This is a genomic window from Mongoliitalea sp., from assembly GCF_054166905.1.
Genome location: NZ_JBSZCK010000011.1, coordinates 171,386 through 188,973, shown reverse-complemented (window position 1 = coordinate 188,973; position 17,588 = coordinate 171,386). Strand labels below are relative to the sequence as shown.

At 39.7% G+C, this 17,588-nt stretch carries 11 protein-coding genes; 8 read left to right on the top strand and 3 right to left on the bottom strand.

Features of this window, described 5'->3' with window-relative positions; translation table 11 throughout:
- Positions 1 to 43: 43 nt before the first annotated feature.
- From ACXIUD_RS02970 to ACXIUD_RS02960, 3 genes are all read right to left on the bottom strand, one after another.
- Complete coding sequence (locus ACXIUD_RS02970) at positions 44 to 832, bottom strand: copper resistance protein NlpE N-terminal domain-containing protein (protein ID WP_458051125.1); 789 nt, start codon at positions 830 to 832, stop codon at positions 44 to 46.
- A 59-nt stretch (positions 833 to 891) separates the two neighbouring features.
- On the bottom strand, positions 892 to 3,189 hold the full coding sequence (locus ACXIUD_RS02965) for a PAS domain S-box protein (RefSeq protein ID WP_458051124.1): 2,298 nt from the start codon (positions 3,187 to 3,189) through the stop codon (positions 892 to 894).
- A 146-nt stretch (positions 3,190 to 3,335) separates the two neighbouring features.
- Positions 3,336 to 5,120, bottom strand: a complete 1,785-nt coding sequence (locus ACXIUD_RS02960; RefSeq protein WP_458051123.1) for a formate--tetrahydrofolate ligase — start codon at positions 5,118 to 5,120, stop codon at positions 3,336 to 3,338.
- A 201-nt stretch (positions 5,121 to 5,321) separates the two neighbouring features.
- Between ACXIUD_RS02960 and ACXIUD_RS02955 the strand changes: the two genes are divergently transcribed.
- The 8 genes from ACXIUD_RS02955 to ACXIUD_RS02920 all read left to right on the top strand — a co-directional run bounded on the left by ACXIUD_RS02955 (position 5,322) and on the right by ACXIUD_RS02920 (position 17,438).
- Entirely contained in the window at positions 5,322 to 8,162 is a 2,841-nt protein-coding gene (locus ACXIUD_RS02955) for a prolyl oligopeptidase family serine peptidase (RefSeq protein ID WP_458051122.1), read from the top strand.
- Between the two features lie 539 nt (positions 8,163 to 8,701).
- Positions 8,702 to 9,073 carry a BlaI/MecI/CopY family transcriptional regulator gene (locus ACXIUD_RS02950; protein WP_458051121.1) on the top strand — a complete coding sequence of 124 codons (372 nt, stop codon included), beginning with the start codon at positions 8,702 to 8,704 and terminating at the stop codon, positions 9,071 to 9,073.
- Entirely contained in the window at positions 9,070 to 10,791 is a 1,722-nt protein-coding gene (locus ACXIUD_RS02945) for a M56 family metallopeptidase (protein ID WP_458051120.1), read from the top strand. The genes ACXIUD_RS02950 and ACXIUD_RS02945 overlap by 4 nt, the downstream gene beginning before the upstream one ends.
- A 164-nt stretch (positions 10,792 to 10,955) precedes the next feature.
- Positions 10,956 to 12,599, top strand: a complete 1,644-nt coding sequence (locus ACXIUD_RS02940; RefSeq protein WP_458051119.1) for a sodium/sugar symporter — start codon at positions 10,956 to 10,958, stop codon at positions 12,597 to 12,599.
- A gap of 37 nt (positions 12,600 to 12,636) precedes the next feature.
- Positions 12,637 to 14,109 carry a glycoside hydrolase family 32 protein gene (locus tag ACXIUD_RS02935; RefSeq protein ID WP_458051118.1) on the top strand — a complete coding sequence of 491 codons (1,473 nt, stop codon included), beginning with the start codon at positions 12,637 to 12,639 and terminating at the stop codon, positions 14,107 to 14,109.
- 12 nt (positions 14,110 to 14,121) lie between these two features.
- Positions 14,122 to 15,468 (top strand): sugar porter family MFS transporter, encoded by a 1,347-nt coding sequence (locus ACXIUD_RS02930; protein WP_458051117.1) that lies wholly within the window; start codon positions 14,122 to 14,124, stop codon positions 15,466 to 15,468.
- The gene (locus tag ACXIUD_RS02925; protein WP_458051116.1) at positions 15,461 to 16,366 is read left to right on the top strand and encodes a carbohydrate kinase family protein; all 906 of its coding nucleotides are present in this window, start codon (positions 15,461 to 15,463) and stop codon (positions 16,364 to 16,366) included. The genes ACXIUD_RS02930 and ACXIUD_RS02925 overlap by 8 nt, the downstream gene beginning before the upstream one ends.
- A 259-nt stretch (positions 16,367 to 16,625) precedes the next feature.
- Entirely contained in the window at positions 16,626 to 17,438 is an 813-nt protein-coding gene (locus ACXIUD_RS02920) for a carbonic anhydrase (protein ID WP_458051115.1), read from the top strand.
- The last annotated feature ends 150 nt before the right edge of the window (positions 17,439 to 17,588 follow it).

The following is a 17,588-nucleotide window of genomic DNA, read 5'->3' as shown; positions in this document are numbered from 1 at the left end:
TATGACTAGCTCTTTAAATTAATTACTAATTTCACTGAGGAATTTAATCCTCCTCAATAAGCTTAAAACGGGCTAAGGGTGCCATTTTTGCTTTATTGAGAGATAGTTGATTGTCCCCAATGCTGTAATTGTCTACTTCTTTTAAAATTTCACCTATAATTCGGTCATTTTCCATGTTTGGGCAAGCCATCATGGTGCTTGCGACATTACCGAAGGTCATACGGTTACCTTCCTCAATTTCATAGCCTCCATTGATAGAATTACAGCCTGTATTACCATAAAAGCGGTTAGTTTCATTTTCAAAAAACAAAAATGCTTCTTTTTGATCATTGCTTTGTTGAACTGGATTTCCTCTCAATTCAATCAGTACCCACCTTTTATTTTCGAGGGCAAAATCTGCAAAGCTTTTTTCCAAGCGATACATGGATGCAAGATCTCCCGTTATTTTGTTTCCTTCTTGATCTAAATGAAACAATACATTTTCTCCAACTTGATAGGCTTGACTGTCTCCATTTTCACTTACAAGTAATATGGATCTTCCAAGTTCATCCCATTCAAAGGTTCCTCTGTCAAAAAAGATCCCGTCTTCTTTTCCCAAATAATTCAAGGAACGTTCAAATGCTCCATCGGATTTAATGGTAATTTTTGTTTCGATTCCTTCACAGTCTGCGCAAGGAAGGATTCCTTTATACGTTCCGTTCCAGTCCAAACTCGTTCGGCTATTATCACCCAAGACATAAGGCATGTCAGCAGATGATTCCACAGTAGATTTTTCTGATTGACAAGAAAACAGTAATATCAATGAAAGCAGTGAAACAAATTGTTTTTTCATAGTTGTATCCGTCAAAAATTGTTAAGATGTTAGTAAATATAGCTAGGATTGATAATTTTTCAAAACTCATATTTAAATGGACTGGAAATCTCTACAATAGAGCGGATGATATCATCCAATTCTTTAGTAGAAGTATTTAAATGAGTAAGTAAGGTTTGAAATTCATCTTGTTCATTCAATCCATTCTTTTCTTGTATGATCAACTCATGAATGATGGAAGATAAACCTATGATTCGTGCTAATGGGGCCCGTACCAAATGGGATTGCTTCCATGCGATCTCTCTTAGTTTACGGTTTTGTTCCTCAATTTCTAAGATGTATGCCTTTGTGTTGGTATTGTCTTTGGCAAATATAGAAGCACCAATGATAGTATCATCAACTTTGATTGGCCTGATATTTACTTCGTAATTTCTTATTTGCTCACCTTGTTGGATATCAAAATCGAAGCTACAGGTATTCCCTTCAAAGGCCTGTTGGTATTGAGATGTCCAAAATTGGGAGACCTCAGCCGGAAGAAGGTCCAATACATTGACTTTTTCCTTTACTTCCTTATCAAATGTAAGCTTAAATAGCTCTTTAAACGTTTTGTTGGCATAGACTATAGTATAATCTCTATCAATTGACCAGATGGACTCATTTGTGCTTTCAATGATTGAGGTGAGATTAGCTTCGTTTTCTTTGAGTTTTGATTCAATTTGAATCAATTGGGTAATGTCTGTGAAGGTGGATAACACACGATATGGCTTTTCGGAGCTATTCCTTTTATATTCAGGTAATGAATCGATCAGGATCCATTTATAAGTATTCTTCTCAGGTGAGTAAACACCCATAATTTCTCCAATTACAGATTCTCCAGTAGCTAATGCAACCATAGCAGGATGTTGATCTCCTGGATAAGCACTGCCATCCCACCGGATTGCATGCCATCTGGGGTCTATGGACGTTCGTCCAATCATTTGATCCATACTTAGGCCAAGAATGTTTTCAGCTGCACTATTTGCTCTAAAAATATGACCGGACTCATCTTGATAGACTACTCCTTGGTTCATGTTATCAAAGAGGTGTTCGTATTCGGCTGATTTATGGATTAGCTCTTCTTCTTTGAATTTGATTTCCGTGATGTCTTGGAAAGTGCCAAAAACCCCAACACAGTTACCATTATCAAAAATTGGTTTGCCGATAGTTCGAACCCATTTCTCATTTCCCCTTATGGTTTCGACTTTTAATTCCAAGTCATAGGATATGCCTTCATAAATCGCCTTGTTAAAAGCTTTGGTGAGTCTTTCCAAGCCCTCTGGGTCGTTTTTATAAAGTTTGATGCCATCTTCTACAGAAGGGATTGGACCATCTCCCAATTCTAAAATCTCTTTAGTTACCTCGGACCATAAATGTCTATTATTCACAAAATCAACCTCCCAAGCACCAACCTTCGCCATCTTACCTGCTTCTAACAAAATGTCTTTGGTTCTAAAAAGTTCTTCTTCCAAAGCCTTCGATTTGGTAATGTTTCGGATCAAAGCCAAGACTTTATCCTCTTCAAAACGAGCAAAATTAGCTTCAAAAGTTTGAATACCTTTGATGGTTTTTAGTTTATATTCTAATAAATTAAACGGCAGACCTTTTTTAATTTTTTGTAATTTTTTTATAAAAAGTTCAAGAACATTGACTGGCAATACCTCTCTAATATTCTTGGAAGTAAGCTCTTGAGGATTTAAAAGTAAATCCTCATTTTTCCCAGATTTTATTTCCAGAATATTTCCATCGTAATCAAAAATCATCAAAACATCCGGAATGGTCTCAAATAGTGATTTGTTATAGGCTAACTGTTTTTCTAGACTTTCCTGATATATAGATAACTCGCGTTTCGCTTTTCGTAACTTTAACAGTTTTTCAACTTGCCTTGATAATTTTTTCAGTTGGGTAACTTGCTTTTCGGTAAGCTTCCTTGGTTGGTAATCCAGTACACATAGTGTCCCAAGCGGCTGTTTTTCTTCAGAAATGATGGGAACACCCGTGTAAAAAGCAAATCCCCCGTCTTTTTTCACATAAGGATTATCAGCAAAACGCGGATCATTTTTTAAATCTCTAAAAATTGAGACTTGATCGGGTGTTAAGATGGCATGGCTACAAAAAGAATACTCTCTAGGAGTTTCCTTGATAGTTAAACCGGTATTCGACTTAAACCATTGACGTGATTCATCTACGAAAGTAATCAATGAAATAGGTGTTTCACAAATCTCGGATGCTAGTTCTGTAATACTCCTGTAATCCTCATCATCTTCTGAATCAAGTATTCCATAGGAGTACAGAACTTCTAAGCGTTTCTTCTCTAAAGAAGAAAGTGGGGTAGAGCTCATGGTATAAAATTAATGTTCAGGGTTTTCATCTTAAATATACTATTGCGGAGTGATTTATCCGAATTAATTTTTTTACCGGTCTATTCGATCATTTAAACGAAAAAGAATGACACTACCAACCAAATGACTTTTATAAGAATTATTGGCTAAAATAATCCTGTAATGTTACCATTTTCGTCAATATCTATTAATTCTGCAGCAGGAGAGGAAGGGAGCCCAGGCATCCGCATGATTGTGCCCGCAAGAGGAACAATAAATCCTGCACCGGCAGCTATATCAAACTCTCTTATCTTTATGGTAAATCCAGTTGGTTTGTTGATTAATTTGGGATCGTCAGATAAGGAATACTGGGTTTTAGCAATGCAAACAGGAAGCTTATCCAATCCAATTTTGTTAAACATGCGCATTTGTTGTCTCGCCTTAACGCTGTATTCTACTTCCGCAGCTCCATAGATTTTGCGGGCAATGGTTTCGATTTTTTGTTCAATGCTCCAGTCAAAATGATAGAGAGGTGTAAAGTTACTCAGTCCTCCATCTGCAACCGCTTTGACCGTCTGTGCAAGATCAAGGCAACCCTCACCACCTTTGGCCCATGCTTCACATACTTCTACACGTACCCCAAGTCGATTACAATGATTACGGATGATTGCTATCTCCTCAGGACTGTCTGTGATAAATTGATTGATGGCGACTACTGGCTCGAGTGTAAAATGCCGCATGTTTTCAATATGTTTGTCCAAATTTGCTATACCCTTAGAGACCGCCTCAGGGTTGGGTGTTTTGAGTGACGTCAATGGAATTCCGGCATGTGATTTCAACGCACGAATGGTTGCGACAATTACAGCTGCATCTGGTTTGAGTCCTCCATATTGGCATTTTAAATCCAAAAACTTTTCGCCTCCCAAATCCGAAGCAAATCCAGCTTCTGTGACGACATATTCAGACAAACTCAACCCCATTTTAGTAGCCAAAATAGAATTAGAACCTTGGGCAATGTTGGCAAAAGGCCCCCCATGAATAATGGCTGGATTTCCTTCGATGGTTTGTACCAAATTAGGCATGATGGCATGTTTAAGAAGGGCGGTCATCGCGCCATGGGCTTTGAGTTGTTTGGCCCGAATGGGTTCATCCTGATAGGAGTATGCGACAATGATATTCCCAAGCTTTTCTTTCAGATCCATCAAACTATTGGCTAAACAAAGTGCGGCCATTACCTCGGAAGCAGCTGTAATATCGAAGCCCGATTCCCTTGGGACGCCTTGCGCAGAACCACCCAAACCGATGACAATGTCACGTAGAGCACGCTCATTCATATCCATCACCCGTTTCCAGATTATTTTTCTAGGGTCAATATTCAGGGTGTTCTTTTGACTATGGATATGATTATCCAATAGTGCGGCTAACAGATTGTGTGCTTTTTCTATGGCTGAAAAATCACCTGTAAAGTGTAAATTAATAGATTCCATAGGCAGCACTTGCGAGTACCCACCTCCGGCAGCACCACCTTTCATCCCAAAAACGGGACCTAGTGAAGGTTCTCTCAATACCACGGTGGTTTTAGCGCCTATTTTGTTGAGCCCCTCAGATAGTCCAATCGATACGGTTGTTTTTCCTTCCCCCGCAGCAGTCGGAGTAATGGCAGTAACCAAAATCAGTTTCTTGCCTTTCATCTGATCAGGATTAATCAATTTTAAAGGAAGTTTGGCAGTGTATTTTCCGTAGGGTCTTAAGTCTTGCTCGAGGATTCCCAGTTTGGCAGCAATCTGGGTAATGGGTTTCATCTGGGTAGCTTTCGCTATCTGAAGGTCGGTTAGATTCATGGGGTGATTGATTGATTGGCATAAAGTTACCGGAAACCCCGTATACATTTCCTGATTTTTGACAGGTTTTAGAAAAAAATCAGGAAATGAAGCCAATTGGTCAAGTAGCATATTTTTGATTGTTATCTTAAGTGAAGCCCACCTGAAATCAGGAGCGTCTTGCCATTTTGGATAAGCTTCTACAGAATTCGATCAATCAAAAGTAATGTCCATAGAAGGCAGATTTATTTACATAATCTTCCTTTGGTATAAATTTGAGCGTATTTCAATACATTCTTTGTTTACTTGTACCTAAATTTTAAAAGATTCATCATGCTTAGAAAAAAATACCTGTTAGGCTTAATTTTCTTTTTCGCAGTCTTGAGTACCCAAGCACAGCAAAAAAGACCCTTAACTCATGCCGATTACGATGGCTGGGAATCCGTTTCTTCCGATAAAATCTCCGCCAATGGGCAGTGGGTAGGCTTTGAAGTCAATCCGCAAGATGGAGATGGGAGACTTGAAATTGTCAATCATGGAAATGCTCAAAGAAGATATATCATTCACAGAGCAAATAGAATGTCTTTTTCACATGATAACAATTTTGCGGTAGGTAGAATTGTTGCTCAAAAGGATACCATCAAAGTGCTGAAACTTAAAAAGACGAAGCCAGATGATATGCCGAAAGACAGTCTTTTTATCATCAACCTTGCTTCAGGTGACGTGGAGAAGTTGGCTAGAGTAAAATCCTTTACCACACCCGATAAAGAGGGCAATTGGTTAGCGGTGCATTTTGAAAAAGAATTGCCTCAAAAACCAGTTAAAAGAGAAGAAGGGGATACTACCAAGGTAGCAGCACCTGAAAAGCCTAAAAAAACAGATGGAACAAGGCTACTCGTACGATCATTTGATGGCAACATTAGCTATGAATTTGATCGAGTGAAGGCTTATGGCTTTTCTGAAAATGGAGGGTATTTGCATTACGTGAAAGCCACCGAAGATACGCTGAAAAATGCAGGGATATACCTTTTGGATTTAAAAACCGGTGTTTCACAAACCATCGATACAGGAAAGACCGATTACATGTCTCCTCAAATCTCTGATTCCAATAAATTCTTGGCATTTATTACAACGGAAGATTCTTTGAAAGCGAAAAAGCCCTACTACGACCTTTATCTTTATGATATCTCAAAAGGGACCAATCAGAAAATAGCAGATAAAAATACACAAGGAATTCTAGCCGGTGGAATGATCAGCAAGTCTGGAAGAATTAATTTTTCAGCGGATGATGGTCAAGTCTATTTCGGGACTACTTTGGATTATAAAGATTATGATTATGAATCCGATACCACCATCTTGGATGAGGATAGAGTAAAATTGGATATTTGGGGCTGGCAGGATGCTGAAATTCAGCCCATGCAGCTGAGAAATAAAAGCAGAGAAGAAAACAGGAGCTTCCTTGCTGCGTATTCGATCAAGGATAAGAAGGTGATTCAAATCGGCGATGAGCAGATATACAGTATCAATTATGATCCAAAATCAAAAATAAAATTAGCTATTGCTACGGATGATTCCCCTTACAGAAGGGAGTACAGCTGGAATATTCAAATCGGTAGAGATACCTACTTGGTGAATTTGGAAACAGGTACCAAAACCCTGATCAAAAAGGAATTGTCAGGAAATCCACAGCTTTCACCTGCTGGGAAATATGTCTATTGGTATGATGGCAGCGATAGTGCGTGGGTTGCTTTTGATATTGCAAGCAAGACATTCAAAAACCTCAGTAAAAACTTGGATGTGAATGTGTACAATGAACAACATGATTCGCCTTCACTTCCGGGAAGCTACGGAGCTGCTGGTTGGTTGAAAGACGATAAAGGATTTCTTCTTTATGATAAATATGATATCTGGAAAGTAGATCCAAGTGGTAAAGTAGCTCCTCAAAACCTTACATTAGGAGTTGGTAGAGCTCAAAATATTGAGTTTCGAAGACAACGATTAGAAACAGAAGAAAGAGAAGGAATTGACCCTTCTTTGCCATTTGTTCTGACGGCTTTTCATGAATTTAACAAGAAAAACGGCTTTTTTAAAGGGGATATCACAGGTAAGAAAGCGCCTGCTGAAATCATATTTACTGATAATAGATATTTGGGTTTAAGAAAAGCAGAAAACGCAGACCTGTTGATTGTTAGAAGATCAACGTATCAGGAAAATGCGGATGTATATGCTACAGATATGAGGATGTCAAATTTGACTCAGTTATCTTTTGCGAACCCGCAGCAAGCAGAAGTCAATTGGGGAACGGTAGAGTTGGTGGATTATTTGACCAATGACAATGTTCCGCTTCAAGGGTTACTATTCAAACCAGAAAATTTTGATCCAACAAAGAAATACCCCATGATGGTGTATTTCTACGAAAGAAACTCTGATGGATTGCATAACTACAGAGCTCCTGCTCCAAGTGCATCTACTATCAATATTCCTTATTTTGTAAGTAATGAGTATTTGGTGTTTGTTCCGGATATCAAATATGACCTAGGCCTTCCGGGACCAAGCGCCTACAATTGCATTATCCCAAGTGTGCAGGCTGTCATTGCTAAAGGTTTTGTAGATGCCGATAATATGGCGATTCAAGGACAAAGCTGGGGAGGATATCAGGTGGCCCATTTGATCACAAGAACCAATATGTTCAAAGCAGCTGGCGCAGGTGCTCCGGTAGTCAATATGACTTCTGCTTATGGTGGAATCCGATGGGGAACAGGGATGAGTAGAATGTTTCAATACGAGCAGACTCAGAGTAGAATAGGTGGTACTTTATGGGAAAAGCCCATGTACTATTTAGAAAACTCGCCTCTATTTTACATGGATCGAGTAAATACTCCCGTGTTGATTATGCACAACGATGCAGATGGTGCTGTTCCATGGTATCAGGGTATTGAGATGTTTATGGCCTTGAAACGATTGAATAAACCAGCTTGGTTGCTGCAATACAATGGAGAAGATCATAACTTGGTACAAAGAAAAAATAGGAAAGATCTTTCTATACGCTTATCTCAATTTTTCGATCATTACCTCAAAGGAGCTCCAGCGCCGCTTTGGATGACAGAGGGACTTCCTGCAGTGGAAAAAGGAAGGACTTTGAAGTATGAGTTAGGGGATGGGGGTGAGCAGTGAGCAGTGCATAGTGAGCAGTGAACAGTGCAAACAAATTAGGAATGCTTGTGCTGAGCATAGTCGAAGCAAGGAATGAATAATTAAGAATGGTTCGGTGGTTCTGTGAATTTGTGGAGGCGTTTTCAGATGTTAATTGTTAACATGTGGATTAGGAGTTCAAGTGCCACCTATCTGTCAGAAATACTGTTTTGTGGGTTTTAACCCACGATAGTCATCGAAATTTGGAGACAAAATTTATCCGAATTTGCACAGAATACACTTATCAATAGCCGTGGCTTTTAAGCCGCGGCATTGGATGAGCAGTGTATAGTTAGAGTTGACAGTGTAAAAATTATGGAATGCATTAGAGCAAAAAGCCTTTCGGGATTTCCTGGAAGGCTTTTTTATATACTTTTCATTGCCTAGGTATCAACTGCACTTTTATCGAAGCCTTGCTCTATTACAGGGTATCAGGAAAAATTCTGACAATTTTCACCTAATTATTTTGTTGACTGATTTTTAATTCTATATTTGTAGAACAAAATACACAAACATAGAGTATGAGCCTATCCAATGCCGAAGAACAGTTAATGAATCTGATTTGGGAAAAGCAAAAGGTGTTTATGAAAGACATCTTGGAAGCCTATCCCGAACCGAAGCCAGCGAGTACTACCATTGCTACTTTATTAAAGCGATTGCAGGATAAGGGGGCTATTGCCTTTGAGGTATTTGGGAACTCCCGAGAATATTACCCATTGATTGAAAAAAACACCTATTTCTCCAAAAAAGTACAGGTGATGATCAAGGACTTTTTTAACGATTCACCGGCACAATTTGCGTCTTTTTTCACACAAGAGACGGACTTAGATACAGGAGAGCTTGAAGCCCTCAAAAAGATTATTGATGACCAACTAAAATCCCAACAGCCATGATTCTTTTCATCCTCAAATCTACCATAGCTCTTGCACTATTACTTGCTTTGTATCAGCTGTTTCTGATTCGTGAACGCATGTTTACATTCAATCGCTTTTATTTGATTTTTTCGGTGGTTTTTTCACTTTCGATTCCATTCATTTCATTGCCTACATTTATTGAAAAACCAAGTTTTGAAATCCTGTCCAATGAACTTGTTTTCTCGAACGCATTACCTGAAGTATCTTCTGATATGCTTTCAGAAAACACCACAGAAATAGGCACTATTGATGTAGTGGTGACACCTACTTCAAATCAATCATCCATCCCTTGGCAATCCATTTTGTGGGTGGTTTATGGCTTAGGTATCGTCTTCTTCTTGGCGAGATTTTCATGGCAACTGATTCAATTAAAAAGAATGATTCGGAAGGGAGAACTAATTCTCCAAAATGGTGTCACATATGTGCTATTGGAAGATATAGAGTTGCCCTTTACTTTTCTGAATTACCTATTTGTTAACAAGGAAGAGTTTCTTTCTAGCAGTATAGAAAAGGCCATTTTGGATCATGAGTTGGTTCATATTAGGGAAAAGCATTCTTGGGATGTGATTTTGTTGGAGCTGGTCAAAATTGTATATTGGTTTAATCCATTGATCAACTTATACAAAAAATCTGTACAACTTAATCATGAATTTTTGGCGGATGCAGGTGTACTTCGTCAACCGATCAACAAAGCCAGCTATCAGTATTTACTCCTGCAGAAAGTTTCTGGATATGCTTCCCATCAACGGCTAAGTTCTGCATTCAATTTTCAAGTTACTAAGCGGCGATTACTGATGATGGGAAAAAGAACTCAAACTCTGAAAAAAATAGGGTTGAAAGGAACTGCTGCTGCCTTGTCTGTCCTTCTCACGCTGATGCTTTCTTCCAATCAGTTATCTGTGAACTCTGATGGTTTGAATTTACATGGAAACAGTGGGGTAGAGCAATTTGAAGCAATCTTGGCTAAAGGTTTCTCGGATGAAAATCCTTATATATGTGAGCTTGAAAAAGTGGATTTAGAGAGCTTGAGAAATGTGTATCTAACCCTCACTAGCGAGGAACGTAAGCAAATATCTCAATTTCCATTTTTCGAAGAATCAGCTTTTAGAGAACTTCTACTTTTACAAGAAGCATATCCTCGGGTGGTCACAACTTTTGTGTTTCGCCATCCACCTGAAAAAAAGGTCATCAAAACTGAGACGTACGAAAACTGGAAAAAGACAAAAAATGTGGGATTATGGATTGATGATCAAGAACAGTCTATAGAGGTTTTGGATAATTTTAATACGGTTGATTTTGCTTTGTTTGAGGTAAGGGAAACAGCCTCCAAAAAATTTTTAAAGAAGCCCGAGTACGAAATTAAGTTGATTACCCACGAGTACTACCATCAAAAATTTGTAGAAAGTTCTAAAGTTATTCAGACTATTAATGCTCGTTATGCTAATTCCGATCAAGCGAGTGTCATGTACTCCTTGAGATATTATACCAAGGGAAATGGAGAAGGGGATTTGCTCTTTCCAGAAAATTTTGAAGCCTCCATTTTCTATCATCTAAGAACTATGTCGACGGAATCTTTTAATTTTGATGTGCAAGGTGGTTCTATAAATTATTCGGTAAAAGATAACTTCACAATTACACTATTTAAGGACGCGACGAATCAGCGGAAGAACTTCGTTTTTCCTAGTATCTCCTTTTAAGTATTCAATCCTCTGAGGATTTATTTGGCCGGTATTCTAATGATGGTCATAAAAAACTGTTTCAGGATTCCCTGAAAGTACTATATTTGGAGTTATTGTCTTGCGAAAAAAGTTCCAAGGACGATAACGTGCAGAACTCAAATACATTACAATAACTCCAAACTATGTTACTCGAACCATTAGACCTGATCGTTTTCATCGGTTACTGTTGCCTGATTGTGGGCATGGGCCTTTTTGTTTCCCGCGAAAAGAAAGGTCATGTCAAAGATTCCAAAGATTACTTTCTTGCCTCTAAAGCGCTCCCTTGGTGGGCGGTTGGAGCGTCATTAATCGCATCCAATATTTCTGCTGAGCAGTTTATCGGGATGTCCGGTTCGGGTTTTGCCATGGGTTTGGCAATTGCGACCTACGAGTGGATGGCAGCTGCGACTTTATTGGTGGTAGCCATTTTCTTCTTGCCAGTCTACATCAAAAAAGGCATTTACACCATGCCAGGATTTTTGCTTGATAGATACGATGCCCGTGTGCGGACTACTATGGCTGTTTTCTGGTTGTTGCTGTATGTGTTGGTCAATCTCACGTCGGTGTTATATCTCGGAGCCTTAAGTTTGAATACCATCTTGGATGTAAAATTGGAATATGGGATAGCTGGATTGGCTTTGTTTGCCATGGTGTATTCCATTTATGGAGGCTTGAAAGCAGTGGCATGGACTGATGTGGTGCAAGTAGTGTTCTTGATTGCCGGTGGCTTGGCCACCACTTATTTGGCATTGAATATTGTAGGTTCAGGTGATGCTTGGGCAGGGTTGAATTTGTTAAGAAAGGAAGTGCCAGGGCATTTTTCCATGATTTTGGATAAAGGAGAAATGATGATTCCAGATGGACAGGGCGGTACAAAAGACGCTTATTTGGACCTGCCAGGATTATCTGTTTTGGTAGGAGGGATGTGGATTGTGAATCTCAGTTACTGGGGATTCAATCAGTACATTACCCAGCGTGCACTAGCAGCCAAAGATCTGAATCAAGCCCAATTAGGGATTATTTTTGCAGGTTTTTTGAAATTATTGATGCCATTGATCGTAGTTATTCCTGGGATTGCAGCTTTGGTGATCGTTAATAATGGAACAGATCTTGGTTTCATCCAATCCATGACAGACCCTGCTTCGGGAATAATTAAATCTGATCGTGCCTATCCTACCTTACTACAATTGCTTCCTGTTGGTCTCAAAGGATTGGCTTTTGCGGCCTTGACAGCGGCAATTGTTTCTTCCTTAGCATCTATGGCCAATAGTACTTCTACGATTTTTACCATGGATATCTATCGCCAATACATCGATAAAGATGCTTCTGAAACGAAGCAGGTGAAGGTGGGAAGATTGGCGGCGATTGTGGCATTTGTAGTAGCAGCTTTAATTGCTCCTGCACTCGGTACACTCGATCAGGCTTTCCAATTTATCCAGGAATATACTGGTTTCGTTTCTCCAGGTGTATTTGCCATTTTCTTCTTTGGGGTATTTTGGAAGAAGACTACCTCCAATGCTGCCTTAACTGCCGCAGTATTGACTATTCCATTATCTACTGCGCTCAAATTCGGGATGCCTACACTTCCATTTATTGATAGAATGGGGGTAGTTTTCTTGATTATTGCAGGACTAATCATTGCCATCAGCTTGTATGAAGGTAAAGGAAAGGATCATCCAAACAGTATCGAGGTTAATCGAGAATTGTTCCAAACCAGCATGACGTTCAAAATTGGTGCAATTGCGATTTCAGCGATCATTGCGGCGCTTTACATTATTTTCTGGTAGAATGAAGGTAATTGACTATTGTTCAAAAGTTGTTTTGATGACTTCCATTGGGGGATTGCTATGGGCCTGTGCTCAAGAAGTCAAAGAAGAAGATTCTGGATATTATCAAGAGCACTATAGACCACAATTCCATTTTTCTCCGGAAGCCAATTGGATGAATGATCCGAATGGGATGGTTTACTATGAAGGGGAATATCATTTGTTTTACCAATATTATCCGGATGGAAACGTATGGGGTCCTATGCATTGGGGGCATGCCATTTCGGAAGATTTGGTTCATTGGGAGCATTTGCCGATAGCTTTATATCCAGATTCATTGGGGTATATCTTTTCTGGTTCAGCAGTGATTGATCATGATAATACCTCTGGATTGGGAAAGGATGGAAAGCCTCCAATGGTAGCAATTTTCACCTATCATGACCCGGTTGGAGAAGCAGGAGGTAGGGATGATTTCCAAACCCAGGGCATTGCTTACAGTTTGGATAAGGGGAGAACTTGGACAGTTTTTGAAGGCAACCCAGTTTTAGCCAATCCCGGTATCAAGGATTTTAGAGATCCTAAGGTGTTTTGGCATGAAGAGTCCCAACGTTGGATCATGTCATTGGCGGTTTTGGATAAGATCAGTTTTTATTCTTCCCCAAATCTCTTGGATTGGACTTTTGCCAGTGATTTTCAACCTGATTGGGCTGCCTACGGGGGTGTCTGGGAATGTCCTGATCTATTTCCTTTAACAACCGAAGACGGACTAGAAAAATGGGTATTGCTGGTCAGCATCAATCCCGGAGGTCCCCAAGGGGGCTCTGCAACCCAGTATTTTATAGGTGATTTTGATGGGGTTAATTTTAGCCCAAGTCAAGAAGAGGTAGCATGGATAGACTGGGGTGCAGATAATTATGCAGGTGTAACTTGGTCCAATATTCCTGAGAGGGATGGAAGAAGGCTGTTTATTGCTTGGATGAGTAATTGGAATTATGCACAGGTGGTACCTACCACGCTGTGGCGATCGGCTATGACCGTACCTAGATCACTTTCATTAGTGGAAAAGGAAGGGGCTTTATCGCTAGTTTCTCAGCCAGTTACAGAGTTGGAGAAGCTACGAATAAAGGAGTTTCCAATCAGCGACAATCTAATTGAATTAGGTTCAAATACAATTGAGTTGCTACTTTCTCTGCAAGATGAGCAGGATTTTTCCATGCGTTTTTTTAATGATAGCGGGGAGGAGCTTGTATTATCACGTATTCATACTCAGTTTGTATTCGACCGAAGTAAATCTGGCCTTACCTCATTTGAAGAAAGATTTGGGGATGCTCAAAGCATTCCATTGACTTCCGTTCAGCTGGAATCTATTCAAGTATTCATTGATCAATCTTCTATAGAAGTTTTCCTCAATGATGGAGCGTTAGTGATTACAAATCTTGTTTTCCCCAAAAGAGCCTATACGCATTTAGAAATTACAGGAATTAAACCTCAGGGAAGATTGTATCATTTAGCTTCTATTTGGAAGCACTAGAATCATTTCGATATGCGACAAAATAAAAATTATGTCCTCTTTTTATCCATCACTGCTGCTCTAGGAGGTTTTTTGTTTGGTTTTGATACAGCTGTAATTTCAGGTGCAGAGCGGGATATACAAGTGATTTGGCAGCTTTCAGATTGGAGTCACGGATTGGCAGTAGCAATGGCACTTTACGGAACAGTCATTGGTGCGCTTTTCGGAGGCATTCCTGCGGATAAATTTGGAAGAAAGGTCTCTTTATTCTGGATTGGAGTATTGTATTTAGTTTCTGCCATTGGTTCGGCGATAGCTCCCGATGTCAATACCTTTATGTTTTTCCGCTTCTTAGGCGGCTTAGGGGTGGGGGCTTCTTCGGTGGTGGCACCTATGTATATTTCTGAGATAGCTCCTGCAGCGAGGAGAGGTCAATTGGTAGCGCTGTATCAGTTTAATATTGTCTTTGGGATTTTGATGGCCTACTTTTCCAATTATTTGATTGGCACAGCCAACTTGGCAGAAGCTTGGCGCTGGATGTTGGGAGTAGAAGCGATACCGGCCTTGATTTACAGTATCCTGATTTTGAGAGTACCGAGAAGTCCTCGTTGGTTGATCGCTAAAAAGCAGGATTTTGAAAACGCACGACTGATTTTGACTAAAACAGATCCAGCAGGAGTGGAGGAAGCCATGCAATTGTCAATAGCTGAAAGTAAGGAGATTAAAGGAAAAGTTTCGTTTACCAGTTTGTTTCAATCTAAGTATAGAAAAATCACCTTTTTCGCTTTTTTGATAGCTTTTTTCAATCAGGTTTCGGGGATTAATGCGATCATTTACTTTGCCCCCAGGATTTTCGAATCAGCGGGTATTGCCACAGAGGATGCGCTATTGTCTACGATAGGAATTGGCTTTATCAATTTAGTGGCAACTATGGCAGGGCTTTACTTCATAGATAAGTTGGGGAGAAAAAAGTTGATGTATATTGGTTCGGTAGGTTACATCATTTCCCTTTCTTTGATGGCCTACAGTTACTTTGGAGGGGCCGTAGGTCCGCATTTGTTGCCATACTTTGTGTTTATCTTCATTGCGGCACACGCCATAGGACAAGGTTCTGTTATCTGGGTATTTATATCTGAAATATTTCCTAATGAACTCCGAGCCTATGGGCAATCCCTCGGCTCATTTACCCATTGGATATTGGCAGCGGTAATTGCTAATTTATTTCCCTATTTTGCTTCCAATTTCGGAGCAGGCTATATTTTTGCCTTCTTCGCCGGTATGATGGTATTACAGCTACTTTGGGTGGCTTTCCGAATGCCGGAGACCAAAGGAAGATCCTTAGAAGAGATTCAACAAGATTTACAGAAAAACCATGGCTAAACGCGTTATTTGTTTTGGTGAGATGTTGTGGGATTGTTTTCCAGAACACGAAATTCCCGGTGGAGCACCGATGAATGTAGCTTTACACCTTTCTCAATTGGGTTTGGATGTTGCGTTGATTTCCCGATTGGGAAGAGATGCTTATGGTGAAGGACTTCAAAATTTTATAGAAAATTATAGTTTGGATAAATCCCTAATTCAGTGGGATGAGTCTCATCCAACGGGTACTGTTCAAGTCAATCATGATGATCCCCAAAATGTCAAATACACCATTGTTGCACCGGTAGCATGGGACTTCATTCAGTGGGATGAGCCATTGCAGCAAGCTGTCAATCAATCTGACGCCTTTATTTTTGGAAGTTTAGCCGTCAGGAATCAGGTAAGTTGGGAAAGTCTGTATCACTTGCTACATAGCCCGGTATTGAAAGTGTTTGACATCAATTTGAGAGCTCCTTTTTACGATTTCGAGCAGATTGAGATCATCTTGGGCTATACAGACATTCTCAAAATAAATGAGGATGAACTACTGATTGTGGCGGATTATTTCAACATTAAACTGGATTCAAAAGATAATGTGATTTCTATTGCAACAGAAGTATGTTCGTATTTGACTGAACACTTTCCAATAGATCTCATCTGTGTCACCTTAGGTGCAAACGGGGCAATGATTTACCAGGGAGGAAAAATTTACAGGCATCAAGGCTACCAAGTGAAAGTGCGGGATACAGTTGGGTCAGGAGATGCTTTTTTGAGTGGATTTGTCAAGAGCTATTTAGAAGGAAAGATGCCGATGGAAGTATTGGATTTCGCCTGTGCTTTGGGTGCTTATGTGGCTACTCAAACAGGAGGAACTCCTCGTTATAGTCTTTCAGATATAGATGCTGTTAGGAAAGGTTAAGAGCTTTCGCTATTGCAGGTTCAAGATTTTTTTGTCTCTGTCGCCAGATTGAACCGTGTTTGATGCTGTAAGTTAGTTGAATTTTTATATTTAGAATAGTAAATAGGTGTGCCAAACTAATATTTACTATCCTAAATATTATTGGCTGTTGGTACTCGATTTTTATTACCTTATTTACAATTCTGAGATGCTCGTAATTGGCAAAAAACTTTTTGATTTCATTAATGCGTCTAATAGCTCATATAAAAATTATTAATCTATGTTAACTCACATTTCGTTCAAAAAAGCGGTATTCAGCGCTTGTATGCTACTATTAGTAGCAACAGCATCTTTTGCACAACGTTCCGGTACACAGGTAAAAGACGCTAAGAAAGCCTTGTATGATGATCCCAAGTGGAGAAAGGAAAACTACATTATCAACAGAGATTCGGCTTATGCCAACCCGTACTATGCATTGCAAAAATTGCGTTGGGGAAATCAGCGGTTTACAGAAGGGAGAAGTATTCACCCAAGACAGGATGCAGAGGTTATCAATGAACTTGCTAAAGGTCAGCAACCATTTGCAACGATTGTTGGATGTAGTGACTCAAGAGTATCTGCAGAAATCTTATTTGACCAAGGTTTTGGTGACCTCTTCGTCACGCGTACAGCAGGTCAAGTAATGGCCCAGGCTTCCTATGGTACGATTGAATTTGCATCTGCGGCTTTGGGAACAAAACTAATTTTGGTTTTGGGACATTCCAAGTGTGGTGCAGTGGAAGCTGCCATCAGTCTTCCTGAAAATCCTCCAGGTCATATCTCAACATTGATCAACAGTATCAAGCCAGCCACCAAACGTTATTTTGGTGTAAGTGATAACTTGTTAGAGTTCGCTGTTCGTCAAAACGTAATCAATCAGGTCAATGAATTGAGAGAATTGGAACCTGTATTGTCCAGAATGTACCAAAGAGGAGAAATTCTGATTGTCGGAGGTGTCTATGATTTAGCTACTGGTCAAGTAGAGTTTTTGGAAGAAACGATGGTTGACTTACCTGCAACCAAATACTCCAAAAAAGACATCATGGGAATGTAAGCCAATTCATCAAAAAAAGCTGCCATACCCATCTCACAAATTCACAAATTCATGAATTCAATAATTTTCTAATCTGAACTATTGGAACTATTTGATCCTAAGCAAGCCTGAATGAATGGCTTGAAGAGGACAAAAGTCACCAATTAAGGA

Coding starts and splice junctions, on each gene's coding strand:
- ACXIUD_RS02940 (WP_458051119.1), top strand. CDS start 10,956: ATGTTACTCGAACCATTAGACCTGATCGTTTTCATCGGTTACTGTTGC.
- ACXIUD_RS02950 (WP_458051121.1), top strand. CDS start 8,702: ATGAGCCTATCCAATGCCGAAGAACAGTTAATGAATCTGATTTGGGAA.
- ACXIUD_RS02920 (WP_458051115.1), top strand. CDS start 16,626: ATGTTAACTCACATTTCGTTCAAAAAAGCGGTATTCAGCGCTTGTATG.
- ACXIUD_RS02930 (WP_458051117.1), top strand. CDS start 14,122: ATGCGACAAAATAAAAATTATGTCCTCTTTTTATCCATCACTGCTGCT.
- ACXIUD_RS02925 (WP_458051116.1), top strand. CDS start 15,461: ATGGCTAAACGCGTTATTTGTTTTGGTGAGATGTTGTGGGATTGTTTT.
- ACXIUD_RS02945 (WP_458051120.1), top strand. CDS start 9,070: ATGATTCTTTTCATCCTCAAATCTACCATAGCTCTTGCACTATTACTT.
- ACXIUD_RS02955 (WP_458051122.1), top strand. CDS start 5,322: ATGCTTAGAAAAAAATACCTGTTAGGCTTAATTTTCTTTTTCGCAGTC.
- ACXIUD_RS02970 (WP_458051125.1), bottom strand. CDS start 832: ATGAAAAAACAATTTGTTTCACTGCTTTCATTGATATTACTGTTTTCT.
- ACXIUD_RS02965 (WP_458051124.1), bottom strand. CDS start 3,189: ATGAGCTCTACCCCACTTTCTTCTTTAGAGAAGAAACGCTTAGAAGTT.
- ACXIUD_RS02960 (WP_458051123.1), bottom strand. CDS start 5,120: ATGCTACTTGACCAATTGGCTTCATTTCCTGATTTTTTTCTAAAACCT.
- ACXIUD_RS02935 (WP_458051118.1), top strand. CDS start 12,637: ATGACTTCCATTGGGGGATTGCTATGGGCCTGTGCTCAAGAAGTCAAA.